General features: G+C 61.6%; 27 protein-coding genes and 1 riboswitch. Of the genes, 13 read left to right on the top strand and 14 right to left on the bottom strand.

All coding sequences use genetic code 11. From position 1 onward, the window contains the following. Positions 1-284: 284 nt before the first annotated feature. Complete coding sequence (locus tag AC0L37_RS09385; RefSeq protein WP_269369944.1) at positions 285-410, top strand: hypothetical protein; 126 nt, start codon at positions 285-287, stop codon at positions 408-410. 99 nt (positions 411-509) lie between these two features. Here the strand turns inward: AC0L37_RS09385 and AC0L37_RS09380 are convergent, their stop codons facing one another. The 8 genes from AC0L37_RS09380 to AC0L37_RS09345 form a co-directional block, all read right to left on the bottom strand. Further along, positions 510-1,508 (bottom strand): ABC transporter substrate-binding protein, encoded by a 999-nt coding sequence (locus AC0L37_RS09380; protein ID WP_282221317.1) that lies wholly within the window; start codon positions 1,506-1,508, stop codon positions 510-512. Beyond that, on the bottom strand, positions 1,487-2,272 hold the full coding sequence (locus AC0L37_RS09375; RefSeq protein ID WP_212658120.1) for an ABC transporter ATP-binding protein: 786 nt from the start codon (positions 2,270-2,272) through the stop codon (positions 1,487-1,489). The genes AC0L37_RS09380 and AC0L37_RS09375 overlap by 22 nt, the downstream gene beginning before the upstream one ends. Further along, positions 2,269-3,057, bottom strand: a complete 789-nt coding sequence (locus tag AC0L37_RS09370; RefSeq protein WP_282221318.1) for an ABC transporter permease — start codon at positions 3,055-3,057, stop codon at positions 2,269-2,271. The genes AC0L37_RS09375 and AC0L37_RS09370 overlap by 4 nt, the downstream gene beginning before the upstream one ends. A gap of 49 nt (positions 3,058-3,106) precedes the next feature. Then, complete coding sequence (locus AC0L37_RS09365) at positions 3,107-3,715, bottom strand: YkoF family thiamine/hydroxymethylpyrimidine-binding protein (protein ID WP_282221319.1); 609 nt, start codon at positions 3,713-3,715, stop codon at positions 3,107-3,109. Continuing rightward, positions 3,706-3,819, bottom strand: a riboswitch (TPP riboswitch). It overlaps the preceding gene by 10 nt. Before the next feature lie 94 nt (positions 3,820-3,913). Further along, positions 3,914-4,732: a universal stress protein gene (locus AC0L37_RS09360; protein WP_282221320.1), complete on the bottom strand. Its 819-nt coding sequence runs from the start codon at positions 4,730-4,732 to the stop codon at positions 3,914-3,916. Positions 4,733-4,858: 126 nt separating this feature from the next. Beyond that, positions 4,859-5,155, bottom strand: coding sequence for a PRC-barrel domain-containing protein (locus tag AC0L37_RS09355; protein WP_212658116.1), 297 nt, complete (start codon positions 5,153-5,155; stop codon positions 4,859-4,861). 66 nt (positions 5,156-5,221) lie between these two features. Beyond that, positions 5,222-5,470 carry a nitrate/nitrite transporter NrtS gene (gene nrtS / locus AC0L37_RS09350; RefSeq protein WP_282221321.1) on the bottom strand — a complete coding sequence of 83 codons (249 nt, stop codon included), beginning with the start codon at positions 5,468-5,470 and terminating at the stop codon, positions 5,222-5,224. A gap of 41 nt (positions 5,471-5,511) precedes the next feature. Beyond that, positions 5,512-6,114: a DUF6969 family protein gene (locus AC0L37_RS09345; RefSeq protein ID WP_282221322.1), complete on the bottom strand. Its 603-nt coding sequence runs from the start codon at positions 6,112-6,114 to the stop codon at positions 5,512-5,514. Between AC0L37_RS09345 and AC0L37_RS09340 the strand changes: the two genes are divergently transcribed. After that, on the top strand, positions 6,113-6,445 hold the full coding sequence (locus AC0L37_RS09340) for a hypothetical protein (RefSeq protein WP_282221323.1): 333 nt from the start codon (positions 6,113-6,115) through the stop codon (positions 6,443-6,445). The genes AC0L37_RS09345 and AC0L37_RS09340 overlap by 2 nt on opposite strands. A 73-nt stretch (positions 6,446-6,518) precedes the next feature. Here AC0L37_RS09340 and AC0L37_RS09335 read toward each other — a convergent pair whose 3' ends face one another. Continuing rightward, positions 6,519-7,742: a YeeE/YedE family protein gene (locus AC0L37_RS09335; RefSeq protein WP_282221324.1), complete on the bottom strand. Its 1,224-nt coding sequence runs from the start codon at positions 7,740-7,742 to the stop codon at positions 6,519-6,521. 108 nt (positions 7,743-7,850) lie between these two features. Further along, positions 7,851-8,774, bottom strand: a complete 924-nt coding sequence (locus AC0L37_RS09330; RefSeq protein ID WP_282221325.1) for a sulfurtransferase — start codon at positions 8,772-8,774, stop codon at positions 7,851-7,853. Positions 8,775-8,985: 211 nt separating this feature from the next. On the opposite strand from AC0L37_RS09330, the gene AC0L37_RS09325 reads away from it, so the two are divergent. Next, positions 8,986-9,204, top strand: a complete 219-nt coding sequence (locus AC0L37_RS09325; protein ID WP_212658112.1) for a hypothetical protein — start codon at positions 8,986-8,988, stop codon at positions 9,202-9,204. Between the two features lie 30 nt (positions 9,205-9,234). After that, entirely contained in the window at positions 9,235-9,675 is a 441-nt protein-coding gene (trxC, locus tag AC0L37_RS09320) for a thioredoxin TrxC (protein ID WP_282221326.1), read from the top strand. Positions 9,676-9,681: 6 nt separating this feature from the next. Here trxC and AC0L37_RS09315 read toward each other — a convergent pair whose 3' ends face one another. The 3 genes from AC0L37_RS09315 to dgoD are packed head-to-tail and all read right to left on the bottom strand — an operon-like array spanning position 9,682 to position 12,399. Beyond that, positions 9,682-10,428, bottom strand: a complete 747-nt coding sequence (locus AC0L37_RS09315) for a FadR/GntR family transcriptional regulator (RefSeq protein ID WP_282221327.1) — start codon at positions 10,426-10,428, stop codon at positions 9,682-9,684. 6 nt (positions 10,429-10,434) lie between these two features. After that, positions 10,435-11,190 carry an SDR family oxidoreductase gene (locus AC0L37_RS09310; protein WP_282221328.1) on the bottom strand — a complete coding sequence of 252 codons (756 nt, stop codon included), beginning with the start codon at positions 11,188-11,190 and terminating at the stop codon, positions 10,435-10,437. 3 nt (positions 11,191-11,193) lie between these two features. Next, positions 11,194-12,399: a galactonate dehydratase gene (gene dgoD / locus AC0L37_RS09305; RefSeq protein WP_282221329.1), complete on the bottom strand. Its 1,206-nt coding sequence runs from the start codon at positions 12,397-12,399 to the stop codon at positions 11,194-11,196. A 142-nt stretch (positions 12,400-12,541) separates the two neighbouring features. Here dgoD and AC0L37_RS09300 point away from each other — a divergent pair, with 142 nt between their 5' ends. Together AC0L37_RS09300 and AC0L37_RS09295 are read left to right on the top strand one after the other, a co-directional pair. Beyond that, complete coding sequence (locus tag AC0L37_RS09300; protein ID WP_282221330.1) at positions 12,542-15,250, top strand: glycoside hydrolase family 2 protein; 2,709 nt, start codon at positions 12,542-12,544, stop codon at positions 15,248-15,250. Positions 15,251-15,345: 95 nt separating this feature from the next. Beyond that, positions 15,346-16,395 carry a LacI family DNA-binding transcriptional regulator gene (locus tag AC0L37_RS09295; RefSeq protein ID WP_282221331.1) on the top strand — a complete coding sequence of 350 codons (1,050 nt, stop codon included), beginning with the start codon at positions 15,346-15,348 and terminating at the stop codon, positions 16,393-16,395. Here AC0L37_RS09295 and AC0L37_RS09290 read toward each other — a convergent pair. Then, complete coding sequence (locus tag AC0L37_RS09290) at positions 16,392-17,384, bottom strand: ROK family protein (RefSeq protein ID WP_473312809.1); 993 nt, start codon at positions 17,382-17,384, stop codon at positions 16,392-16,394. The two genes, AC0L37_RS09295 and AC0L37_RS09290, sit on opposite strands and share 4 nt — an antisense overlap. Positions 17,385-17,882: 498 nt before the next feature. Between AC0L37_RS09290 and AC0L37_RS09285 the strand changes: the two genes are divergently transcribed. The 7 genes from AC0L37_RS09285 to AC0L37_RS09255 all read left to right on the top strand — a co-directional run bounded on the left by AC0L37_RS09285 (position 17,883) and on the right by AC0L37_RS09255 (position 25,315). Continuing rightward, positions 17,883-18,527, top strand: coding sequence for an ABC transporter substrate-binding protein (locus tag AC0L37_RS09285; protein WP_473312808.1), 645 nt, complete (start codon positions 17,883-17,885; stop codon positions 18,525-18,527). A 134-nt stretch (positions 18,528-18,661) separates the two neighbouring features. Continuing rightward, complete coding sequence (locus AC0L37_RS09280) at positions 18,662-19,783, top strand: ABC transporter substrate-binding protein (protein ID WP_473312807.1); 1,122 nt, start codon at positions 18,662-18,664, stop codon at positions 19,781-19,783. A 91-nt stretch (positions 19,784-19,874) separates the two neighbouring features. Next, a complete protein-coding gene (locus tag AC0L37_RS09275; protein WP_212658103.1) occupies positions 19,875-20,861 on the top strand; it encodes an ABC transporter permease in 987 nt (328 codons plus the stop codon). 10 nt (positions 20,862-20,871) lie between these two features. Beyond that, on the top strand, positions 20,872-22,005 hold the full coding sequence (locus AC0L37_RS09270; RefSeq protein WP_282221333.1) for an ABC transporter permease: 1,134 nt from the start codon (positions 20,872-20,874) through the stop codon (positions 22,003-22,005). 4 nt (positions 22,006-22,009) lie between these two features. Next, the gene (locus tag AC0L37_RS09265) at positions 22,010-23,044 is read left to right on the top strand and encodes an ABC transporter ATP-binding protein (RefSeq protein ID WP_282221334.1); all 1,035 of its coding nucleotides are present in this window, start codon (positions 22,010-22,012) and stop codon (positions 23,042-23,044) included. Then, positions 23,037-24,086, top strand: a complete 1,050-nt coding sequence (locus AC0L37_RS09260; RefSeq protein ID WP_282221335.1) for an ABC transporter ATP-binding protein — start codon at positions 23,037-23,039, stop codon at positions 24,084-24,086. Before AC0L37_RS09265 ends, AC0L37_RS09260 begins: the two co-directional genes overlap by 8 nt. Next, a complete protein-coding gene (locus AC0L37_RS09255; protein ID WP_282221336.1) occupies positions 24,083-25,315 on the top strand; it encodes an HAD family hydrolase in 1,233 nt (410 codons plus the stop codon). The genes AC0L37_RS09260 and AC0L37_RS09255 overlap by 4 nt, the downstream gene beginning before the upstream one ends. Positions 25,316-25,322 lie beyond the last annotated feature (7 nt).

Genomic DNA, 25,322 nt, shown 5'->3' with positions numbered 1-25,322 from the left:
CCGATCGCCTTGCCAAGCCGCTTCGTTACCGCTTCGGTAAGGCGTGCGTGATATTTGTGATAAATTGAGGCGTGGCCACACCGGCACGGCGCCAGAGAGCAGAGGACACAGTGCGTTTCGCGGTAATCGAGGGTAGCAGAGAATGGACCGAGCCAGCCTGGCAGGGTTCGCAGTCTCCGTCGGTGTCAGTTTTGGTCGAGGATGTTGAGGCAGAAGCCCGCCGACGCCTCCGAGCGATCAAGCTCCATGAATGGCGCACACGTGAGTTCATCACCGGGCAACCAATGCCCGAAGATGTCCGCCACTATGCCCTGCAGGTCGAATTCGCTGCCACGGCCATATCCCGCTTGTCGCCGATCCCGCAGGACTTCGACAGCGACGTCTATTGGCCGCGCTTCTGGAGCGTCTGACCTTCAACGCATGAACCCGGCCGCAGCGTCTCCCTCCGAAACGCCATGACCGGGCATTGTGTCCCCAAAAAGGGGGACACAATCTCTGTGCTGCAGCGACTACTGCGGCAGATAGGCGTTGGTAAAATAGCGGCTGTAATCAGGCCCACTTTCCAGCGTTGCGCCATCGCCATCCACCAGCATGCCGATGTCCAGCAGATAGTCGCCCAACGCCGCCATCTTCGCGCCATCCATGGTGCCGATGGCCCCGTCGGCGCCCACCAGATAATCGCCATCAATCAGGCTGCCCAGCGACGCCCGTACAAAGGTCGCATCGGTCAGCATGTCATTGCTGGCGGCAATGATGATGTCGGTGGCCTCATCGGGGTGCTCGGTCGCATAGGCATAGCCGCGTTGTGTGGCCGCCAGAAATGCCTTCGCTTCATCGGGATGCGCATCGAGATAGGCCTGGCTGGAGCCCAGCATGGTCGTGTGCTGATCCGGCACGCCGTAATCGGCATAGACAAATGCCCGCTGCGCATCGCCATCCAGTTCGGCCTTGATGCCTTCCCAGGTATAGACCTCCAGCGTGAAGTCCACGGCGCCATTGGCCAGCGCCTCATAGGCCGAGGTGCCCAGTGTCACGTTCTCGAAGTCGCCCGTACCGCCATCGGCGCGGATCATCGAACCGATCAGGGCATTCTCCCAATTGGTGCCAAACCCGCCATAGGTCAGCCCGTCCAGATCGCGCGGGCTCTGAATGTCGCTGCGCTCGTCATTGAACACCAGCCGCCCGGTTTCGTGCTGCACCACAGCATAAACCCCGATCAGGTCAGCGCCGGCGGTGTGCTGGGTAAACAGGCTCAGCGGGCCGATAATGCCGAAATCGGCAATCTGGTTGGCCACCAGCGTGCCAGCCGAGGTGTCGGTATAGGGCAGGATGTCCACCGCCAGCCCGGCCTCTTCGTAAAAGCCCTTGGCCTGGGCAACATAGAGCCCGATGTGATTGGTGTTGGGCGTCCAGTCCAGCGCTACCTTGACGGGGGTGGCCTGCGCCAGCGCCGGTGTAACGAGACCCAGCGCCAGGGTGGCGATGATCAGATGACGGCAGTCAAACATGGTCGGTTCCTTTGTTCGGAAGTCGAGTTGAGCAGGGTGTGCAGCAGGTCCGCCTCGATGGCACTGGCCTGAGCAGAGGCCAGATCCAGTCGCGGGCGGGGGAGGGATACGGAAATTTCGGTGAGCACCCGGGCGGGGCGATCGGTCAGCACGTAGATACGGTCCGACAGGAAAACGGCCTCGCGCACATCATGGGTAATCAGCAACGTGGTCCAGCTGTGGCGCTCCCACATGGTCTGCAGCCAACGCTGCATACCCGCACGGGTCAGCGCGTCCAGCGCGCCAAAGGGTTCATCGAGCAGCAGCATGTCGCGTTCCTGCACAACTGTGCGCAGTAGTGCCGCGCGTTGCCGCATGCCGCCCGAAAGCTGGGCGGGCCAATGCTGCTCGAACCCGGCCAGGCCAAATTCGGGAAACAGCGTCATCACCCGCTCACGCGCTGCGCTACGCGACATGCCCTGGACTTCCAGGCCCAGCGTGGTGTTGTCGATGATCCGCCGCCACGGCATCAGCGCGTCATGCTGGGGCATGAAAGCGAAGGGGCGCCGCTCTGCCAATAGCGGCGCGCCGTCAAAGGCGACGCTGCCGGCATCGGGTGCCAGACCCCCGGTCAGCAGTTTGAAAATGGTCGACTTGCCGGCCCCTGACGGCCCCAGAATGGAGACGAACTCACCCTTGCGGACATGCAGTGAAATCTCGTCCAGCACTGCCAGCCCATCAAAGCGCTTGGCGATACCGCGCAGTTCCAGGCGTGGCGCGCTCATGGTTTTGCCCCTTGGTTCAACCGCGCCCAGGGCATGGCGAGGCGCTGGATCAGCACCGTCACCCCGAACAGCATCAGCGTCAGGCTGGCGCTGACCAGCACCGCAGCCAGCACCAGATCGGGCCGGAAATTGTTCTTGGAATTCAGGATGTAGATGCCCAGCCCTCTGGCGGCCCCGGCATATTCGGCAAAGATGGCGCCCACCACCGCATAGGTGATCGAGATGCGCAGCCCGGCGAAGAAATAAGGCAGGGCCGTCGGCAGCCGCGCCAGCACGAAGATGCGGCCCCGCCCCGCACCCATCGAGGCCAGCAGCGCGGTGATGTCTCGGTCAGTGGCAGCATAGCCCTGAACCAGCGCTACCAGCATCGGAAAGAAGGTGACCAGCGCCACCAGCATGATCTTGGGCGCCAGACCGAAGCCGAACCACAGCACGATCAGCGGCGCGATCGCCACCAGCGGCAGGGTCTGGCTGATGATGAACACCGGAAACAGCGCCCGGCGCAGCGGCTCGAAGAAGTCGATCAGCACCGAGAACACAAAGGCGGCCAGCAGTGAGCAGGCGAACCCCGCCAGCGTTGCAGTCAGAGTGGGCACGGTATTGTCCCACAGCGCCTGACGATGCTGCACCGCCTGGGTTACCACACGCGAAGGCGGCGGCAGCGTCGTCGGCGCGATATCGGCAAACTGGGCGTAAAGCTCCCAAGCCATGATGATGGCGCCCACCGAGATAACGGCTGGGGCAACGCGGCCCAGGGCGCGCGCAAATTCTGCGTTTTTGGACATGACTGATCCTGATGGAGGCGCGCTATGGCGCAGACAGAACGGAACCGGCTTAGCGCGGCGTCGGACTGTTGGCCGAGGCTGTCAGGTCAATCGTCACGTGACCCTGCGGCGGCCCGAAGCTGCAGATCGCGGCCTCCAGCGCGGCGAACACTGCCCCGGCATCGCCCCCCAGTCGGGTGCAGAAGTTCTTGGGTCGATCCAGCACGCCGGACTGCTTGAGGAAGTCGATGCAGCCGTAGATTTCATCCATGTGATCGTCAGTGCCCATCACATAGAGCGAGAACTGCGCGGCGATCTCACAGGCCAGATCGGGCGCCTGCAGCACCGCCTGCAGCGCATGGGCCTGCCGTTCCGCAAGCGGCGCAACCGGCCCATCAAGCTGCGGTGAATCGCAACGGCTGTCATGGGGCTCGCCCGGACAACCGCGCGAAATAGTGGCGGACAGCGTGCAATGCACACCGGACTTGGCCGCTGCCACGAACATGTCGCGCATCGCCGGGATCACCGCCTCGGGCGGGCCCACCAATAGCGTCGAGAGATCGTCGGTCTCGATGCGCAACTGCTCACGATAGGGATCGAGCGCGCCCAATGCGCTCATGATCACGCCGACGAAATTGTCGGTCATGGGGTATAGGGAAATTTGTGCGCCGAAATACATAGCCCGCCTCGCTCCGCTGGTATTACCCAGATCAGCTTGAAGGGTTTACAGGCATGTCGCCCGCGTCTCAGCCCCGGCTATACGGAGCACCCCTGTGGATGGCGAGCAGACAATCCGATTTCGATGGCAAACGCAAGAGGGTTTCTAAACGGCTGGTGCTGCTGTGGAAAAAGCCACAGCAGTCAGAATCGGCAGAGTCTAGTTGGACAGGAAACGATGGATCCCGGGTGTGGCCAGAAGGTCCCGCGTCACCCCGCCAACGAGCCATTCCCGCAGCCGGCTATGGCCGTAGGCGCCACTGACGATCAGGTCCGCGCCAGCTGTTTTCGCTGCCTTGGTGATCGCGTTCGCAGCCCCGTCCTCATCAGGCAGCACGTCGCCGCGTACCTTGACCTCATGGCTCTCCAGCCAGGCAACGGCATCCAGCATGCTTTCGCGCTCCGGCCCCAGATTGCCTTCGTCGATCACCACGACCTGCACGTCGCTGGCGGCCTTGAGCAGCGGCAGAGCATCCACGATAGCCCGACGCGCTTCCTTGGTATCCTTCCAGGCGACAACGATCTTGTCGGCCTTGAGCTTGCTTGCGCCTTGCGCCACCAGTAGAACCGGGCGTCCGGCACCGAGCAGTACCTCGCCAATATCAATACTGCGGAAGCCATCATCACGGGCCTCACCAGCCGAGCCGATGATGATCAAATCCGCCTTGCGGGCCACATCGATCAACCCGATCGCGGGTTGTTGCACGCGCCCGGCAAAGTCTGCCTTGATGCTGGCCGGCACCTGCGCCTTGAATTTGTCGCGCACATCCTTGATCGAGGCCTCGATCTCGTTGAGCTGCTCTGTATAGAGCACGCCTGCCACGTCGCCGGCGCCCATGCTGGCCACAACGGGCGGCTGAGCGGCGACAAAGCCGGTCAGGCTGGCCTTGTGGTGCCGCGCCAGATCAACAGCGAGTGCGACCAGATCCGCATCGACCGCATCGATGGTCAGGCCGACTACGATATTGCGAATTTCCATCTCAGATCTCCCATGGCGAATGGGGGCATCTTAGCCTTGCCGCAGGCACTTGCCTTGATCCGGATCAAATGCCGGCGCGATGCCCGGCTTCAGTCATAAATGTAAAGCGTAACCTGATGGCTACGCTTAGTCCTCGTGCTCAGGCATGGATTTGAGCTGATCCTTGGTCCAGCCGGTTACTGCATGCACCTTGCCGTTTTCGTCGCGCATGAATTCCAGCTGTCCCAGCCCAACTACAACGTGCTTGGCACCCAGTCCCAGAAAGCCACCGACATCCACAATCACCTGACAGGCCGCGCCACTGCCATGCAGATGCGAGACATGGCCCACAGATTCGTCATCGGCGCCGTAAATTGTCGCGCCCTGCAGTGTCTCTGGAGTCAGTTCGTGACTGCTCAGGGGAGTATGCTGGGAGTGATCCATGGCTCGAAAATCCTTGTTTGTTGACGCTGCTAACCCAACGCCCCGATGACCCAAGCGTTCCTTGGGTCAGTCCGCGTCCGGCTTGATCAGCCGGGCCATGCTCCAGGCGCCATAGGTCGACACCAGAAACGGCACGCAATAGGTCAGCACGATCTTGAAGACGCTGACGCCCTGACCGCTCATCATGGCATCGCCCTGATTGATCAGATTGAGCACCGAGCCCACGATAAAAGCAACCAGCAGGGATTTGCGGATCACCTGCGGGCTCAGCGCGCGTTGCAGAGGGGTGGCGTGGCTGGGCGGCGAACGGGTCACGCAGATCTCCACTGGCGGACCCGGCTTGGGTCAGAACGGACTTATATACCAAGCTCGGCGGCGCGCGCCTTCAGATCGATCGCGCATTCGGAAACCACCTCAAGCGACCGGTCCTGCAGGGTTTGTGTCCCTTCAGGCGGCGTGTGTGCGCCAAGCACGGCATCACGTTGGGTGATCAGAGCCGCAATTTCGTCGTGGTACAAGCCCACAATCGCCGTCAGCCAGCGATTGACCAGATAGGACGGCCGCGCCATCTGCATGTCGAACCGCTCCAGCAGCGCAATGGTGGCGTCCGCATCGGCCCACACATCATCGACCACCCACTGATTGACCGTAAACAGCCGGATCGCCGTGCCATAGGCATCCACCCCCACAGCGACCAGATGGTGAATGGGCCCCTCACTGCCCGCCGGGCGGATGAAGCAGTGAAAATGCCCATGCTCGCCCGCGTCCGAAGCCGTGTCGTGGCAGTGATAATACCACTGCGCACCACTCTCACGATCAAACACGTCACCGGGAGGGTAATGGGTCCAGGTCACGGGCGCCGCGCCGCGCAGCGTGTCGAGCAGAACATTGTCGCCGGACTTGGCGAGAATGGTTTCGCAGAACACCGCTTCCTGAGCTGCCCGGCGCAACGCGTCCATGCGCGCCGCCTACTGCCCGGCCGCCGCGCAAGGCGCCGCTGCTGCACACGGCGCCGCCGCAGGTGCCGGTGCTGCCGAACACGGTGCTACGGCCGCACAAGGGCTTGCTGCTGAACAGGGTGCCGCTGCGGGCGCTGCCGAACAGGGCGCAGCCGCCGGTGCCGCAGAGCAGGGTGCCGCGGCCGAGCACGGCGATGCCGCTGGGGCTGCGGAACATGGTGCCGCGGAACATGGTGCCGCGGAACACGGAGCAGCCGAGCAAGGTGCTGCCGAGCAGGGCGCCGCACTCTGCGCTGCTGCGGCTATGGCCGCCGGTGCCGCCACGCGATGAGCCACGTGATCTGCCGCAACGGCGCCAGTGGCCGCGACCAGTGCCGCGCCGAACAGAAGTGTATTGCGATTGCTCATGAGCGTTTGAACCCGTCCATACCAAAGAGGGGGCGTGCAAACACGCCGGCAAAGCTACCCGCAAAAGCGGCAGCGAACCACAACCAGCCATGCAGGCTGCCCGAGGCAATGCCCGAGAACAGCGCGCCGATATTGCAGCCAAACGACAGCCGGGCGCCATAGCCCATCAGCAGGCCGCCCAGCGCAGCCGCCACCAGCGAGAGCAGGGGTACTGCGACCTTGGGGGCGAACTTGCCGGCCAGCCCTGCCGCCAGCGCGGCGCCCAGAATGATGCCGAAATTCATCACCGAAGTGGTGTCGGCCAGCACCGAATCGTTGAGCGCCTGCGCCTGCGCAGGCCAGGTCCAGAATTCCCAGCTGGCGACCGGCACGCCGACCGCCTGGGCAATCTTGGCGCCCCACAGGCCAAAGCCATAGGTGATCGACCACGGATGACCAGCCACCACCAGGGTCGCCAGATTCAGCCCCGCCAGCGCCAGCCCGGCGCCAACCAGTGGCCAGGGACCATGCAGCAGGCGTTCAAGCCCCTTGCGCGCCGGACGCGGTGCCGCTTCCAGGCTCCCGTGCTGGGCGCGTTCAACCAGCGCAGTCACCCCTGCCACTGCCGCCAGGGCGATCAGTGTCACTGCAATGCCGCCGGGCACGCCCAGCACCGTTCCCAGACTGGTGGGGGGCAGTGAGGGCAAGGTCAGCCAATAGGGCAGGTGTGCCGTGCCGGCGACCGCCCCGATGATGAAGAATAGCAGCGTCACCAGCATGCGGGCGCTGCCGCCGCCCACCGTGAACAGCGTGCCCGAGCCACAGCCGCCGCCCAGTTGCATGCCCAGACCAAACATCGCCGCGCCGACCAGCACCGAAACACCGACCGGCGCTGTCGCGCCGACCAGCGGCTGGCCGAAAACATTGCCCATGGCCAACAGGGGCAGGAAGGCGATTGCGGTAACACCGATCATCAGCATCTGGGCGCGCATGGCCCGGCCACGGCGTTCCACCACCATGCGGCGCCAGCCGCCGGTGAACCCGAACGAGGCATGATACAGCGTGGCGCCCAGCAGGCCGCCAATCAGGAACAGCAGCGACTGACGGGGATCAATCAGCTGGCCGATAACCTGTGCGGCAATCACCATGGCCAACGCCACGACGAGCACGACGCCCTTGTCGACGTTCAGGCCGGCGGCGGCCGGTGCAGGGCCCGGACTGGTTGCAGAAATCTGACTCATGGCGCGCACGCCCCCTTGGAAAACCTATTCGACTAATGGAGGCCCAAACGCACAATGTCCAGAACCGGAGCTCTGGACATTGTTGGTATCGTTCAGGGCAAGTCGCGATTAGATGCCGTTGGCAACCGGGCGCGATTCATCGGCAGTCCACTCGGCCAGCGAGCCGTCATACATGCGGGTGTTCTTGTTACCCTGCACTTCGGACAGACCGAACCAGACAACCGAAGCCCAGTGACCGGTATTGCAGAAGGCGATGTTGGCTTCATCAGCGCCGAGGCCAACGCCTGAAGCGAGCTGGGCGACCGTCTCGGCACTCACATAGGAGGCGCCGTCAGCGTCATAGAGCTGGCCATTGTCGATATTGACTGCACCGGGAATGGTGCCGGCAACGCGGGCAACCGGGCTCTTGTTCTCGCCCCGATACTGCGCGACCGGACGACCGTCGACCAGCTTGGTGCCGTTGGCGATAGCCGCTTCCACGTCTGCCGTGGTGGCCAGCAGATGCTGCTGGAAATCAGCGTTGAAGGTGGTGGGCTCGAGCACGGTGGCAACGTCGGTCACTTCGCCGCCGGCGGCATCCCAGGCGCGGGCGCCGCCATCCAGGATCGACACGGCGTCATGGCCGAGAACCTTGAACGTCCAGTACACGCGGGTCGCGCCACCGAATTCCGACGAATTGTCGCCATTCGGCACGATGACGACGTGGTCGTCATTGCTGATGCCCAGGCTGCTGATCAGGGCCGAGGTGGCTTCCACGCCGGGGAACTGGCCGGGAATGCCCTGGATTTCATTGCGCCAGCCAGCGCTGCCATACGGTGCCGAGATGGCGCCGGGGATATGTGCGGTGTCGTAAGGCTGTACGTTCTCAACGGGATTGCGCACGTCCAACACGACCAGGCTTTCATTGCCCAGATGCTCTTCCAGCCAGTTTGCATCAACCAGCGGCGCATCGGTAAGGCGCTCGGCCTGGACGGATGTTGCCATGCTGGCAACGCTCAAAACCGCAGCGGCGGCAAACAGTGCAAAACGCATGCTCGAAACTCCATATTCCTAGATTGCGCGCACTCTAGTGCACCCGCCCCGCTGGTGTCTGGCTATGGCTTGGCCAATTTCGGGCGTCTTGCGGATTTTCATGCCTCGATCCGTGATGGCAAGAGCATCGCATTCTCGCCAACGCCATCCCTTGCACCGCGCAGCAATATACATTAGATAGTGCTAATATAAGTAAACACTGAGGTGCACCATGGACTGGCTCGACAGCCTGCCGCTCACTCCCTTGATCCTGCTGGCGCTGACACTGGGTCTGGCGCCCTTCCTGCCAGAGCCTCATCTGGTCGAAAAGATACGCATGCTGTTCAACGGCACGCTGACCAGGCCAATGGACATTTTCGACATGGCGCTTCATGGCGTGCCCTGGCTGCTGCTCGCGGCCAAGCTGGTGCGCATGCAAGTGGTCAGCTAGCCTCAACCCACGCCTTCAGGACCAAACGCCATGAGCCAATCCAGTCACGTAGTCTGCACCGCCTGCGGTGCGATCAACCGCGTCTCCACCGACAAGAATGCCGCCGCCGGCAAGTGCGGCAAGTGCGCAACCGCGCTGTTTGATGGCACCCCGGCAGACATGTCGGCCAGCAAGCTCGAACGCCAGATCGCCAAGACCGACATTCCCGTGCTGGTCGATGTCTGGGCGCCCTGGTGCGGCCCGTGCCGGGTCATGAGCCCGCAATTTGCCGAAGCCGCCCGCAAGGCCGAACCGGGCATGCGGTTCCTCAAACTCAATTCCGATGAAGCCCCGGAGCTGTCCACGCGTCTGGCCATTCGCGGCATTCCCACCATGCTGCTGTTTGAAGATGGCAAGGAAGTGGCCCGTGTTTCGGGCGCCATGTCGTCCAGCGATATCCTCAAATGGGCCGAGGGTGCGCGCACCAGATAGTCTGGGTCAAAGCTGGCGGCTATTGTCCTGCATGCCGCTCAGGCCCAGATCGACAATGGCAATATTGAGCAGGCGGGCCATTGAGGCATAAGCGCCTTCGCTGTCGCGATGGCGGATACGCTCGATCACTTCGCCATGATTGGCCAGGGACGCGCCGGGCTCACGGGCCCGCTCCACGGTCAACCGGAACGAATAGGCCAGTGCAGCCCCAATGGTGTTGGACAACTGCTGGAACACGATATTGCCACTGGCCCGTAGCAAGGCGGTGTGAAAATCGATGTCGGCCTGATTGAAGGTGCTGAAGTCCAGGCTCTGCTTGGCCTTGCTCATGCGGGCAAAGGCATCTTCCATTGGCGCCAGATCTGCTGCGGTGGCGCGCAGGGCCGCAAAGCGTGCCGCGGCCGGCTCGATCACTTGACGCGCTTCGATCAGGCTGAGCACAAGTTCGGCGCTGGGCTGCAATTCGATCGACCAGGCCAGCAGATCCGGATCAAGCAGGTTCCACTCATGGCGCGACCGGACGACCGTGCCGATACGCGGTCTGGTGGTCACCATGCCCTTGCTGTCGAGCACCTTGATCGCTTCACGCACGGCGCTGCGGCTCACCTTGAAATCAGCGCACATATCGGGCTCGGGCGGCAACACGTCGCCGGGCTGGAATGCACCGCCAAGCAGGCGCTGCGCCAGCGTCTTGACCACGTGCCGATGCACGCGCGGCTTCACCAGTGTTCGCGCCAGTGGGTCGTCCGTCATGGCGCGCTACTCATGATAGAGCACCGAGCGTCCGCCATCGATGGCAATCGAGGTGGCATTGATGAAGGGGGCTTCGTCGCTCGCCAGAAACACCGCCGTCATGGCGACTTCCTCGGGCGTGCCGATGCGCTTGGGCGGATGCAGATCATAGGTGCGCTGCCGTTCGGCCGCCGGATCGGGGAAGCTGGCCCAGTAGTCAATCGCCAACTGCGTCTCGATATAGCCCGGCGCAATCGCGTTTACCCGTATATTGCGAGCGGCATATTCGATCCCCAGCGCCCGCGTCAGACCCAGCAAACCATGCTTGGCCACGGGGTAGGGGAAGCTGCCCGGAATGATGCTGGTACTGTGCGAGGAGGAGATGTTGACGATGCTGCCAGCCTGATTGGCGAGCATTGTGGGTAGTACGGCCCGGCACAGGCGCCAGACCCCCTCGAGATCCACCGCCATGCAGCGCGCCCATTCCGCGTCGCTGGTTTCCAGCGGTTCGTGAAAGACGTTGATCCCGGCATTATTGACCAGAATGTCGATGCGGCCATACTTGGCCACCACGGCGGCGACCAGCAGATCCACCGACCTCTGATCGGTTACATCGGTCGGCACGAACCAGGCGCCCAGCCGGGTGGCCGTAGCGCTGCCGGTTTCGGCGTCCTGTTCGGCAATCACCACCTCGGCACCTTCGCGCACAAAGGCCTCGGCGATGGCCGCGCCAATGCCGCGCCCCGCGCCGGTGATGATTGCTATCTTGTCTTTCAGGCGCATGATCTACCAGTCCACCAGCGTGCCATCGGCGAGCACGGCGTTCTGGGTGTGCATCACCTCCTGCACAAACGGATGCTTGGCGCAGGCATCTTCGTCAACCGTGATCCCCAGGCCCGGTGCCTCGGGCACTTGCCAATAGCCATCCACCCGCTTGATCGGTCCCTGCACGACGTCGAAATACCAAGGCACAGCCCCAACCATTTCTTCCTGAATGACGTGATTGGGTGTCGACACCGCAAAGTGCAGCGCCGCGACACCGGCAATCGGCCCCAGCGGATTGTGTGGTGCCACCCCGATGCCCAGGGCTTCGGCCCGCGCGGCAATTTTCTTGGCTTCCATCAACCCGCCGCAATGGCAGATATCGGGTTGCACAATGTCGATGGCCTGGCTGGCGAACAGCGCGTCGAACTCGGTCCGCTCAATCAGCCGCTCGCCGGTAGCCAGTGGCACCGAACTACGGCCTGCCAGCTTGGCCAGATTGGCAAAATCGCCGGGCGGGACCGGTTCTTCGACAAACATCGGGCGGCCGGGCGCCAGCGCCTCGATATAGGCCAGCGCTGCACCCGCTGACGCGGGGCGGCCATGGAAATCCACCATGATCTCGATGCTGTCGCCAACCGCTTCGCGCATCGCCTGCATCATGCGGGCCACCTTGTCCACCTCGGGCAGCGGCGCGTGATAATGGGTATAGGGAATGAACACGGCCTTGAATGCCTTGTAGCCAAAGTCGACCACTTCGCGTGCGCGCTCCACCAATGGTTCAACATCGTTGGTCTCGTAAACCGCGCGCATGTCGCCCATCCCCAGATGGGTATAGACCCCAACCTTGTCGCGCACCTTGCCACCCAGCAGGCGCCAGACTGGCACATTCAGATGCTTGCCCAGAATGTCCCACAGCGCCAGCTCGATCCCCGATACCGCACTCATGCCGATAGCACCCAGCCGCCAGAAGCTCTGCTTGGTCATGGCCCGATAGGCCTGCTCGATATCGCGCGGATCGCGGCCGATCAGCAGCGGCGCCAGATCCTCGATCGCGCCGACCACCGCACGGGTTTTCCATTCCAGCGTGGCCTCGCCCCAGCCAAACAGGCCCGGCTCGTCGGTCTCGACCTTCACAAAAACCCAATTGCGCATCTCGGCATTGACCACGCGGGTCTTGATGGCAGTTATCTTCACGTGACCAGCCTCATACATCAGATGATTAAACATTATGAGGCGCCTATGGGCTTGGTCAAGGCGCTATCTCGGGTTGACACTGCGTTCAAACATCAGATTATTAAGCTGGATGGGCGTGGACGTGTTGAGTCAGTGCCGGCGTCCGAAACACCGTCACGACCAGTCAGGGACTACCATGCTGTTTTCCATTCCCCTTCAAGGCCAATGGTCATTTGCTCTGGATCCCGACAATAGGGGTGAACGCGAATGCTGGTTTGCCAAGGCGCTGGACGACACCATCGCTTTGCCCGGCAGTGTCGATGAGGCGCAAAAGACGCCGCTGACCACTGGTGGCACCATGGCCCATCTCAGCCGCCGTCATCCCTATGTCGGCAAGGCCTGGTACGCCCGCAGCTTTACCGTGCCAGAAGGTTGCGACGATCATTTCTATCATCTGGCGCTCGAGCGTCCGCACGGCGAGGTCAATGTCTGGCTCGATGGCTACAAGCTGGGGCGCGATGAGAGCCTGTCGACCGCTGTTCGCATGCTGATCGGCAAACTCGCCCCCGGCGAGCACAGCCTGGTCATGATGATCGACAATGAGCGCTTTGAGGCCGTGGGCGAGGCGATCATTCGCGATAGTGCCCTGATGGGCGCCGTGGCCCATTCAACCACCGAGCACACCCAGACCAACTGGAATGGGGTCGTTGGCTATCTGCGCATCGAAGCGGCCCGCGCCTCGATCGCCCGTCTGGACGTTCATGCGCTTAGTCGTGACATCACCATCGACATCGAACTCGATGCCTTTGACGCCGACAATCGCTGGCCCACTTTCTTCTCCGGTGAGCATCGCGACGAACTCTTGGTCGAAATCGCCCTGAGCGGGCAAACTGTGACGCTCAATGCCAACAGTCTGCTGACAGTTTCGAGCGGTTTCACCACCAGATCGGTGGCGTTTTCGCTGCCCGAAACCGCTGCCCTCTGGGATGAATTCAACCCGGTCCTGCACACCGCCACGGTCATCTGGAAACGCGATGGCATCGAACTCGACCGCCGCCAAACCCGCTTCGGCATTCGCGAATTCGCCCGCGCAGGCCGCAGCCTGACGCTCAACGGCCGCCCGGTTTTCCTGCGCGGCACGCTTGATTGCGCCATCTTTCCACTCACCGGATACCCGCCCACCGACACAGCCGGCTGGAGAAAAGTCTTTGAAACCGCAAAGGCTTACGGCCTCAACCACATCCGCTATCATTCTTGGTGCCCACCCGAAGCAGCCTTTGAGGTCGCCGACGAGATGGGCATGCTGCTCCATGTCGAGACCCCGGTCTGGCCGGTGCTAGGCGCCGATCCCGCGTTGGACCGCTACATCCACGCCGAAGCCGAACGCATCATGCGCGACTACGGTAATCACCCCAGCTTTGTCATGTTCTGCGTCGGCAATGAAGTGAACGGCGCTGGCACCCACGCCTTCCTCGAACGCTTCATCGCCGGCTGGAAATCACGAGACAATAGAAGGATTTACACCGGTGGCTCCGGTTGGCCCACGGTCGAACGCGCCGACTATCTGACCAAGCCCGAGCCGCGCAATCAGCGCTGGGGCGAAAATCTCGACGGCCGCCTCAACGCCCGTCCGCTCGAGACCATGACCGACTGGTCCGAATGGCGCGACAGCATCCCGCAACCGCTGGTCAGCCACGAGATTGGCCAGTGGTGCGTCTTCCCTGATCTGACCGAAATCGACAAATACACCGGCGTCCTCGAAGCACGCAATTTCGAGCGCGTGCGCGAAGACTTGGCCGCCAAGGGCTTGTTGCCATTGGCAAAAGATTACCTGATGGCCAGCGGCGCGCTGCAGACCCAGCTCTACAAGGAAGAAGTGGAAGCGGCGCTGCGCACCGACGGATTGGCTGGCGTTCAACTGCTCGGGCTGCAGGATTTTCCGGGGCAGGGCACCGCACTGGTTGGCGTCGTTGACGCCTTCTGGGATGAAAAGCGCTATGTCACGCCGGCCCGATTCCGGGAGTTCTGCGCCCCCATCGTCCCGCTCCTCCGCGCCACCCGCTTTGTCGTGACCCAGGGCGAAGATTTTGTCGCTAGGCTGCAACTGGCGCAGTTCGGCCCCCATGATCTGCCCAGCGCAGAACTGAACTGGTCCCTCAGGGCCGAGGACGGGCAAACCTTGCGCATGGGGCTGATCACCGCCGCAGATATCACCGCTGGCGCCCTGCATACACTGGGCGAAATCACCATCGCCACTGCAGATTTGCCCACTTCCGCCCGTTACGAACTGGTCGTCAGTCTGACAGGTACCCAATACCGCAATCGCTGGTCGCTCTGGGTCATGCCTCCCGCCGCAGCCGTGCCCGACCTGCCAATCGTGACAAGCCTCGACGCGGCTGCGCTGGCGCGCATCAGCGCCGGCGAGACCATGGTGCTGGCACCATCACCAGACACCCTCAAGCCCAACGCGGTCATGGGCCATACGGCGGCCTTCTGGAATACGCTGTGGACCGACGGACAGGAACCGCACACACTGGGTCTGCTGATCGAAAACACCCATCCGGTCTTCCGTGACTTTCCCACACAGTCTCACACCGACTGGCATTGGTGGGAGATGACATTCCACCGTCGCGCCTTCGACGTGGCCGGGATCGATTTCGCGCCAATCGTCCGGGTGATCGACGACTGGAACACCAATCGCGATCTCTTGCTACTGGCCGAGGCGCGCATCGGAGCGGGGCGCCTGTTCCTGTGTGCGCCTGATCTGGTCGATGATCTGGACACCCGACCGGTTGCCCGCGCATTTCGCAATGCGCTTGCGCATTATCTTAGCGGACCGGGCCACCCCGCCACCCGGCTCGACGCAGACACGGTTGGCCAATGGTGGCAGAAGATCAGTCAGTGACACTTTGAGAAGCCCGGTGTGCTGCCACGACTTGCGCCAGACCGCAGAGTGACGGAAAACAGCTGCATGGCGCAGTAGGGACGATTGGGGACGGTGTGAAGCGAGAACCGGGCAGAAAAGTCGGCATCAAGGACATCGCCGACAGCGCCGATGTTGCTGTTTCGACGGTGTCCCATGTGCTCAATGGCACCGCGCCGATATCAGAGGAAGTTCGCAACCGCGTCATTGAGGCAGCTGGCGCACTGGGTTATCTCGCCAAACGCCGCGACAAGGCGACCATCGCGGTTCTGCGCACCATCATGCTGGCGGTGCCCAGCGATACGCTGCCCCATAACGAGCACAACTACTATTCCTGGACTTTGCTCAGCACACTGATGCGCGAATGCGAGCGTCGGTCGATCCGTGTGATCCCTATGGAGGTGGACAAGCCATCGGTCAGCGGCGCGCGGCTGGTCGAACAGGCGCGGGCGGCCGCTGTGGACGGTATCCTGCTGCTCAACGAGGACCGCGCCGATCTGCTGCACGACATTGCCCGTTCTGGCATCCCCGCCGTGCTGATGAATGGTGAAGACCATGAAATGCAGATCGACAGTGTCACACCCGGCAATCGCTTCGGTGCACGATACGCCACCAACTGGCTGATCGAGCAGGGCCATCGCAACATCCTGCACCTCACATGGGAAGGCCGCAGCACGATCCGGCGTCGGCGTGACGGCTTTCTCGATGCCTTCCGTACCAACGGATTGTCGCTCGAAACCGCCTATGTGCAGCAGGCAGAGGGCTATCTCCCTGACATGGGCGCCGCGGCCATTGATCGCTGGATTGCCAAGCACGAGGGCATGGGTGGTGTAACCGCGATTTTCTGTGCTGCGGACAATCTGGCGCTGGGCGCCATGGCGGCGCTGCGCAGGGCAGGGGTCTCCATGCCCCAGGATGTCTCGGTGGTGGGCTTTGACGGCGTGGCGCTTGGCGAACTGACCTCGCCCGCCCTCTCCACGGTCAGCGTACCGCTCGACCACATGGGCATTGCCGCCCTGCATTTGCTCGAACAACGTATCGTCAATGCTGCTGGCGCACCGCCAGCGCACCGACTTGAACTGGGCTGCCGACTGACAATTCGCGGTAGCGTTCGGCGACTCGACTAGCTCTTGGGTAGCGGACCAAACAGGTTCTCCAGCATGCTCTGCCGTGCCAGTTCGAGAGCCCCCAGCAGTCCAGCGCGTCCGCCCGCATCGCTACGGCGGATCTGCACGGGGCGTATCCAGCTCTGGGCCATACGGGTCTGCACCCTGTCGATAAATTCCTGCCGCGCGCCAATGCTGCCGCCCAGCACGACGACCCGGGCATCAACGAGCGATAGTAGGCAGACCAGCCCGCGCGCCACCGTTTCGGCCGAGCTGTCCAGAGCGGAGCACGCAGCAACATCTTCTGCGGCAGCCGCATCGAAGATGTCGCGTACGCTGTGCTCGGTGGCGCCACCGGCTGAACGATAGAGGTGTCGAATGCCCGCTTCACCGACGCGGTTTTCCAACGCTGGCAACCCCGCCATTTCAAGTTGCCAAAGCGGCATGTAGCCAATCTCCCCAGCCCCACCAAATGCCCCCCGCAGCAAGTGGCCGTTGATAAGCAGGGCGCCACCAATGCCGGTACCCAGCGCAACAAACGCCACATTGTCCTCTCCCTGAGCGCTGCCATGGGCGAGTTCGGCAATCAGCGCCAAGTTCACGTCATTGTCCAGATGCACAGCGCAACCCAAAGCCAAGGACAGCGGCTCCAGCAGCGCCACTCCCTCGAGCCCCGGTAAATTGCCGGCCATGCTCAGACTGCCTTGTACAGGGTCAACAGCTGCGGGAAGGCCAATTGCCGTGTGCCGCACGTGTGCACGGGGCAAACCGGCGTCTGCGCACATGGCGTTGGCCATGGTGACTATCTGGTCAACCAATGCCGCGGCACCGTTTCGCGTTGTTGGCACCGTGCGTTCAGCAAGAATATTTCCGCGCATGTCGCAAAGCGCACCGGCCAGTTTGGTGCCGCCGACATCAAAGCCCAGCGCCAGCGCTGCAGTGTTGCGCAAGGTGTAGAATTGTTGCGAACGCCCCGGCATACCATTGATCGATCCGGCAACCTGAACCATGCCGCGAATTTCTAGATTCGCCAGTAGGTCCGAAACAGCGATCCGCGGGAGACCGATTTTTCGCGATAGTTCCGGGCGCTGGAGGCCAGGTGAATCCATCAGCGCCTCGACCAGAACACGTAAGTAACCGGTTTGGGAATTTGTCTGAATGCGGGCATCGGCCAGAACCATCGTCACACACTTTCCTCTAGGCTGTTGAATTCACTACCTATCTTCGACCGCGTTTGGTGGGTTGCCGAGGTTCCCCCGCCTTCCATTTCATCTCGTGCAAATTGTTTCATATTGCATCGCAGTCAAACTGTCGCAAAGATAGCTCATGTAACAGCAAGACGGCCCAGAATACGCGAGAAAATTGCGATCGGGAGTGCTGCTACAGGAGGACGGGAGGATTCGATGAAAACATTTTCGTGCGTTGCATCCTGTCATTTCTGCTGAGGATCACTGGTCGCCAAGTAACCGGTTGGTGCATTGGGGCCGCTAATGAGAGGGAAGAAGTCAATGAACGCAAAGAAATGGATCGCGTCATTCGCGATCACGGCGCTATCGACCACCGCGCTGACAACCGCAGCCTGGGCTTTTCAGGAAGCCCCGATGCTCACCGAGATGGTTGAGGCGGGCAATCTGCCAGCCGTCGATGAACGCCTGCCAACAGATCCGACTGTCGTGAACGCACTTGAAGTGGGCGAATACGGCGGCGTTTGGCGTCGCGCCTATAGCGGTCCTGGCGACCGTTGGGGGCCCACCAAGCTCATGGAAGAGCGGGTGTTGAAATGGACCGCCGATGAGAATGGCACCGCTGTTCTGACGCCCGGCTATATCGAGAGCTATTCGGTCAATGAGGATTCGACTGAATTCACCTTCACTCTGCTCGAAGGCTTGAAGTGGTCGGACGGCGCGCCAGTGACCACCGATGACGTAGCCTTTTGGTACAATGACGTTTTTATGAACCCCAAGCTGGTTCCCACGATCGATCCGACCTTCGCGCCAGGTGGCGTGCCGCTTGAGCTCGATATCGCCGATGAGCGTACTTTCACCATCAAGTTCGCCCAGCCATATGTGTATTTCCTGCAGATCCTGGCCAAGGATTCTACTGGCGAGCCAAGCCTGGATCGTCCCAGCTTCCTTTTCCCAAGCACTATCTGAGCCAGTTCAACGACAAGTATGCCAGCGAGGAAGAGCTCGCTGCAGCCGCTGACAAGTACAACGTCGCAGCCTGGACAGATCTTTGGGGTTCCAAGGGTGCGTTGACGGGCTGGTGGAACAATCCAGATCTGCCCGTGATCACCGCCTGGAAGATTGAGACCCCGGCGCCGGCTGAAACCGTCGTCATGGTTCGCAACCCCTACTATTATGCGGTTGACCAAGAGGGGAACCAGCTTCCCTATATCGACCGCATCGAGCATCGCCTGTTTCAGGATCCGGAAACGCTCAACCTGATGGTGGCGCAGGGCCAGATCGATATGCAGGCTCGTTATATGAGCCTGGACAACTACACCTTCTACAAGGAAAACGAAGAGCGTGGCGGTTATCACATCGTCCCTGGGCTGGACTCCAATGTCTGGTCGCTTGTTCCCAATATGAACAGCAAGGACGAAGTGCTGCGCGGCCTGTTCGAGACCGAAGCTGTGCGGCATGCCATGTCTGTTGCGGTTGATCGCGAGCTGATCAACGAACTGACCCAGTCCGCACTGGCCAAGCCTTTGCAGACCGCGCCCGTGACCGGCTCGCCCTATCACAGCGACGAGCTGTCCCAGCACTGGGTTGAATACGACCCAGACCTGGCCAACGAACTGCTTGATGAGGCTGGTCTGAGCGAACGCGACAGTGCCGATTTCCGTCTGCGTCCTGATGGTCAGCGTTTCAGTCTGGTTGTCGAAGCCAATGACGCGGTGCATGCAAAGACGCTCGAATTGCTGGCAGAAAACTTCGCTGATATCGGCATCGAATTCCTGCCACGCGTCATCGATCGCACCCAGTGGGACAACAACCGCGCCAATAACGATTTCCAGATGCACTGGATTCCGTTTGATCGACTGACCTACGTTCCTGCCGATCCGCGTCGCATTATGGGTTCGGACGGCTACGCCAACCAGAGCTTCAAATACTACAACACCAACGGCGTCGAAGGCATGGAGCCCACTGCAGAGATGCAGGAAATCTACGATCTGTGGGATCAGGCATCGCAGTCTGCGTCGGTTGAAGTGGCTGATGGCTACGTCAAGCAGATGGCCGAGATCTTTGCCACGCAGGGTTGGGTAATCGGTGTCTATGGTGAGGGCACGGTGGTCAACATCGTCTCCAACAAGATGCACAACGTGCAGCCAAACCTGGTGCAGGACGACATCTTCCGCGGTGTGGGTCTGGCCCGTACCCAGCAGTTCTGGCTTGAACAGGAATAGCTACACATAGTGTCCGGGGCGGGTCCGCCCGTCCCGGATCGCTGCTGGCACCGCATACCCATGCGCGCGCCTGCTCCTGGAGAAACACACCATGCTCGCCTTCATCGGACACCGCGCCCTCCTGGCGATTCCGACGCTGATCTTTATCTCGTTCATATCCTTCGTGATCATCCAGTTGCCGCCGGGGGACTACGTCACCGCCTATGCCGCGCAATTGCGCCATGCCGGTGAGTATATCTCGCCGCTTCAGGAAGCTGCCATGCGCGAGCAGTTCGGTCTCAACGACCCACTGATCGTGCAGTATTGGCGCTGGATCAGCGATATCGTGCTGCGCGGTGATTTTGGCTATTCGCTCGAATGGAATGCGCCGGTATCGACCCTGATCTGGGATCGTCTGATGCTGACCCTGGCCATCTCTTCGGCCAGCCTGGTGCTGACCTGGGCCATCGCAATCCCTGTCGGTGTGTATTCAGCGACGCGGCAATATTCGCTGCTCGACCACCTGTTCACGGTGTTCGGCTTTCTGGGCAAGGGTATCCCGGACTTCCTGCTCGCCCTGATCTTGATGTGGTTGAGCTTCGCCTATCTGAACCTCGACGTGGGTGGCCTGTTCTCGCCCGAGTACCAGAACGCCCCTTGGAGCCTGGGCAAGCTGGGCAATCTGCTCACCCATCTATGGATCCCGCTCGTGGTGCTGGCGACGGGTGGCGCAGCAGGTCTGATCCGCGTTATGCGCGCCAATATGCTCGACGAGCTGGGCAAACCCTATGTCGAGACCGCCTATGCGCAGGGTCTGAGCGAAGCTCGCGTCGTCTGGACCTATCCGGTCCGTGTGGCGCTTAACCCCTTCATTTCGACAGTGGGCTGGGCATTGCCGGCGCTGTTTTCGGGCGACGTAATCACCGCCGTGGTGCTCAACCTGCCCACTACCGGCCCCTTGCTGCTGCAGGCACTCAAGATGCAGGACATGTATCTGGCAGGCAGCTTCATCCTCATTCTCAGCGTCTTCACCGTCGTGGGCACGCTGATCTCCGACATCCTTCTGGCGTGGTTCGATCCACGTATCCGTAACGCGTGAGGGTTCAGCCATGACAGAGCAGACAATCAACACTGCCGCGGATGCCCCCAAGGACCGCAAAGAAGATCTCTACACGGCCACGCCGGCCCAGCTGATCTGGCGGCGCTTTTCCAAGCACGCCCTGGCCGTGATCTCGATGTGGTTCCTGGCGATCCTGGCGCTATGCGCAGTGTTCGCCGATATGGTGGCACCCTATGCCCCATTTGAGGTGCAACGCCTGCGCACGCTAGCGCCGCCAACGGCCATTCACCTGTTTGACGATGGACAGTTCGTCGGACCATTCGTCTATGGCTGGTCGCGCGAACGCGATCTTGAAACGGCGCGTGTAAAATACGCGGTCGATACCGACAAGGTTCTGCCGATTCAGCTTTTCTATCAGGGCGATGACTACAATTTTTTCGGCCTGTTCAAATCCAATGTGCACCTGTTCGGGGTGAACGACCGCCGCGAGCAGATCAATCTGCTCGGCACCGACGATCTGGGACGCGATGTTTTTTCGCGCCTGATGCACGGCGGTCGGGTCACCTTGTCGGCTGGTCTGATCGGCGTCATCTTTGCCTTTGTGCTCGGGCTGACACTGGGCTCGATCTCCGGATATTTCGGCGGCTGGATCGACACCTCAATCCAGCGCCTGATGGAGCTGATCCGCTCGGTCCCCACCATCCCACTCTGGATGGGGCTGGCTGCGGCCTTGCCTATCGCCTGGGACCCCATCATCGTCTATGTGCTCATCACGCTCATTCTGGCGCTGATCGGCTGGACCCATCTGGCTCGCGTGGTCCGTGGACAGTTTCTGGCCATTCGAAACGAAGATTTTGTGATGGCCGCGCGCCTGGCTGGCGCCACCGAAACCCGCATCATCACTCGGCACATGCTGCCATCGATGACCTCCTACATCATCGCGGCACTGACACTGGCGGTCCCGGAGATGATCCTGGGTGAAACCGCGCTGAGCTTCCTCGGCCTGGGCCTTCGCCCACCCGTTGTTAGTTGGGGCGTGCTGCTGCAGGACGCCCAAAACCTGCGCTCCATCTCGCTGGCGCCTTGGCTCCTCTCGCCTGGTGGGGCGGTTGTGCTGACCGTGCTTGCCTTCAATTTTCTCGGCGATGGCCTGCGCGATGCGGCCGACCCCTATGGGCAGTGATCCTATGACCAAGCAAAACATGCCCGCAGAACGACTGCTCGACGTTGAGAACGTGCAGGTTCATTTTCCCATGCGCGAAGGGCTGGTGAAGGCCGTCGACGGCGTCTCCTACCACGTCAACAAGGGCGAAGTGCTCGGCATCGTTGGCGAAAGCGGGTCCGGCAAGTCCATCACCGCCCGTGCCATCATGCGCCTCTTGCCCAAGCGGGCTGTTGACGCCGGCGGTCGGGTGCAGATGCGCCTGAACACGGGCGAAGATCTTGAACTGTCATCGTTCAAGCGCAATAGCCGCGCCATCCGGCAGGTGCGTGGCAAACATGTTGGCATGATCTTTCAGGAGCCCATGACGGCGCTGTCGCCCGTGCACACCATCGGCGCGCAGATCATGCGCACGGTGCAACTGCACATGGGGCTAAGCCGAGCGGCCGCCCGCGAGCGCGCCATCGATCTCCTTGCAAAGGTGCAGATGCCGCGCCCGACCGAACTGGTCGATGCCTTTCCGCATCAATTATCGGGTGGCATGCGTCAGCGCGCCATGATTGCGTTAGCCATTTCGTGCAATCCGAGCCTGTTGATTGCCGACGAACCAACGACCGCGCTTGACGTGACCACCGAAGCCCAGATTCTCGAGCTGCTCAAGCAATTGCAGTCCGAACTGGGCATGGCGATCATTTTCATCACCCACAATTTCGGCGTGGTCGCTGATATCGCCGACCGCGTGTCGGTGATGTATCTGGGCCGTATTGTCGAAACGGCGACAGTGGACGACATTTTCTACGCGCCCAAGCATCCCTATACTCAGGCGCTGCTGCGTTCCATTCCACGCCTTGGTGTCGACCAGGGACGTCGGCTCCCCACCATTCCGGGCATGGTGCCCGATCCCTTCAGCGTGCCGAGCGGCTGCTCGTTCAATCCACGCTGTAGCCACGCCATAACCGGCCTGTGCGATACGCAGGCGCCGCCCGAAAAGCGTTTTGGCAATCAGATGTCGCGCTGCCATATCGCCGACCAGTTTGCCCAGGAGCCAACCCATGTCTGACGCTCCAATCAATGTACCTGAAATGCCTGATGACGTGCTGATTTCGGTCCGCAATCTCAAGAAATACTTTCCGATCACGGCTGGTTGGCTGAAAAAACAGGTTGGGCAGATCAAGGCGATCGACGATGTATCGCTCGATATCCGCAAGGGCGAGACCTTCGGTCTGGTGGGGGAATCCGGTTCGGGTAAATCCACCGTCGCCCGGCTGATGCTGCGCGCGTATTCGCTGACGGATGGGCAGATCCTGTTCCGCGGCTCTGATGGCTCCGTGACCGACCTGTCGAGCCTGACCGATCGTCAGATGCGCACCATGCGGCGCGAAATGCAGATGATCTTCCAGGACCCATACTCATCGCTCAATCCCCGCATGACGCTGCTCGAGCTGGTGGGTGAACCGCTCAAGATCCACGGCGTCGGCACGCCAGCGGAAATTCGCAACCGCGTCGCCGAATTGCTGCAGGTGGTCGGTCTGCGGCCCGAATACATCAACCGCTACCCCCACGCCTTTTCCGGCGGGCAGCGCCAGCGTATCGGTATCGCCCGTGCGTTGGCGCTCAACCCCAGCTTTATTGCTGCAGACGAGGCGGTATCGGCGCTGGACGTGTCTGTTGCTGCCCAGAACATCAATCTCTTGCAGGACCTGCAGGAGAAGTTCGGGCTGACCTATCTATTCATCACGCATGATCTGGGCATGGTCGAGCACATCTCGGATCGGGTCGGCGTGATGTATCTGGGACGCTTGATGGAGACAGCACCGACCGACAAGCTCTTTGCCAAGCCGCTGCATCCCTATACCGAAGCACTGATGGCCGCTGTGCCGCAGCCCGACCCTCGCGGCAACAGGACGCGCAAGCGTGTCCCTCTGAAGGGCGAGATTGCCAATGCGGCCAATCCGCCGAGCGGTTGCAGCTTCCACCCGCGCTGCCCTTACGCGCAGCCCAAATGCAGCGCCGAAGTCCCCGCGCTCCGCAGCGTTGCCGGTGACCGGCAGGTGCGCTGCCACTTTGCCGAAGAACTATCGCTGATCGGGGTGACCGTATGAGTTCTGGTTTATCGGCGCCCGACGCCGAACTGGCGGGCCGGTATGCGCCGCAGTTGATGCTGGATCGCGCTGAACCCTATCAGCCGGTGGCGTTCGGCTACACGGTGTTTCGCGCACCAGAAGCTTCGCCATCGTCAAAATTTCGCGTTGAACCTGACGGTGCTTTGGCAATCGAATACGCCATCTATTACGACTGGGACATTGGCCATCTCTATGATCTGGAGCATGTCTGGGTGCATGTCGGCCTCGATGGGGCAATTGCCAAGGTCGAGGCATCCTCACATGGCGGCCGATTGATCATGGATGCCGGGGCAGGGCAGGCCGAAATGCTGGACGGTCGTCCGGTGGTTTATGTCGAGGCCGGCAAGCATGCCCATTGGGCCATGGCCCGGCAGATGCCCGTGGTGGATCGCCAGCAACTGTCGGCGCTCTGCGGGGCACTTGCCGGCCTTGAGGGGGTTCACCTCGGCAACCCCTTTGCCAAGAGCGGCCTATATCAGGCCAGTGAGCGCGATCACCGGCTGGCTCGCCTGAAAATGCGCCATGATGCATTCGTGCCCAGCCATGATTATGTCCCGGTGCAAAGCCGGCCTGAACTGATGTCATGGTCGCAATTGGCCGATCTAATCCCCCAACGTATCAAGCAGATCATGGCCGGACTTGCCGCCAGCAATATTCATTTTGGCGCCATTTTTCTCGATTGTGGCGACACGCTGGTCGATGAGCGCAGCGAAGTTAAAACGGCCGGCAGTGATGTAGTACTCAGTGGCGACCTTATTCCCGGCGCGAGCGATATGGTGCAGGCGCTGAAGGCAGCCGGGCACAAGCTGGTACTTGTAGCGGATGGCCCCAGACAGACCTTCGTCAATCTGCTGACCCAGCACGATTTGTGGGGCCTGTTCGACGCTCACGTAATTTCCGAGGATGTCGGGGTCCTCAAGCCCGATGCGCGCATGTTCGACGCTGCGTTGACGGCCGCGGGACTGACACGGGCAGACGCCTGGCGCTGCGTGATGGTCGGCAACAACCTGTCGCGCGATATCAAGGGCGCCAACGCCTTGGGGATCACCTCGATTTTTATGTCATGGTCGACCCTTCGGGCACATACACCCGCTGACCGCGATGAGGTGCCCGATTACAGGGTTACCTCCCCGGCACAATTGCCGGGCCTGATCGATCAACTGGAGCCGCTGCTGCGGTTCCGCGAACCGACCCCATCGTCGGACTGACACCTAG

It is taken from the genome of Devosia sp. J2-20 (assembly GCF_055808475.1).
This window is presented reverse-complemented; position numbering and strand designations above follow the sequence as displayed.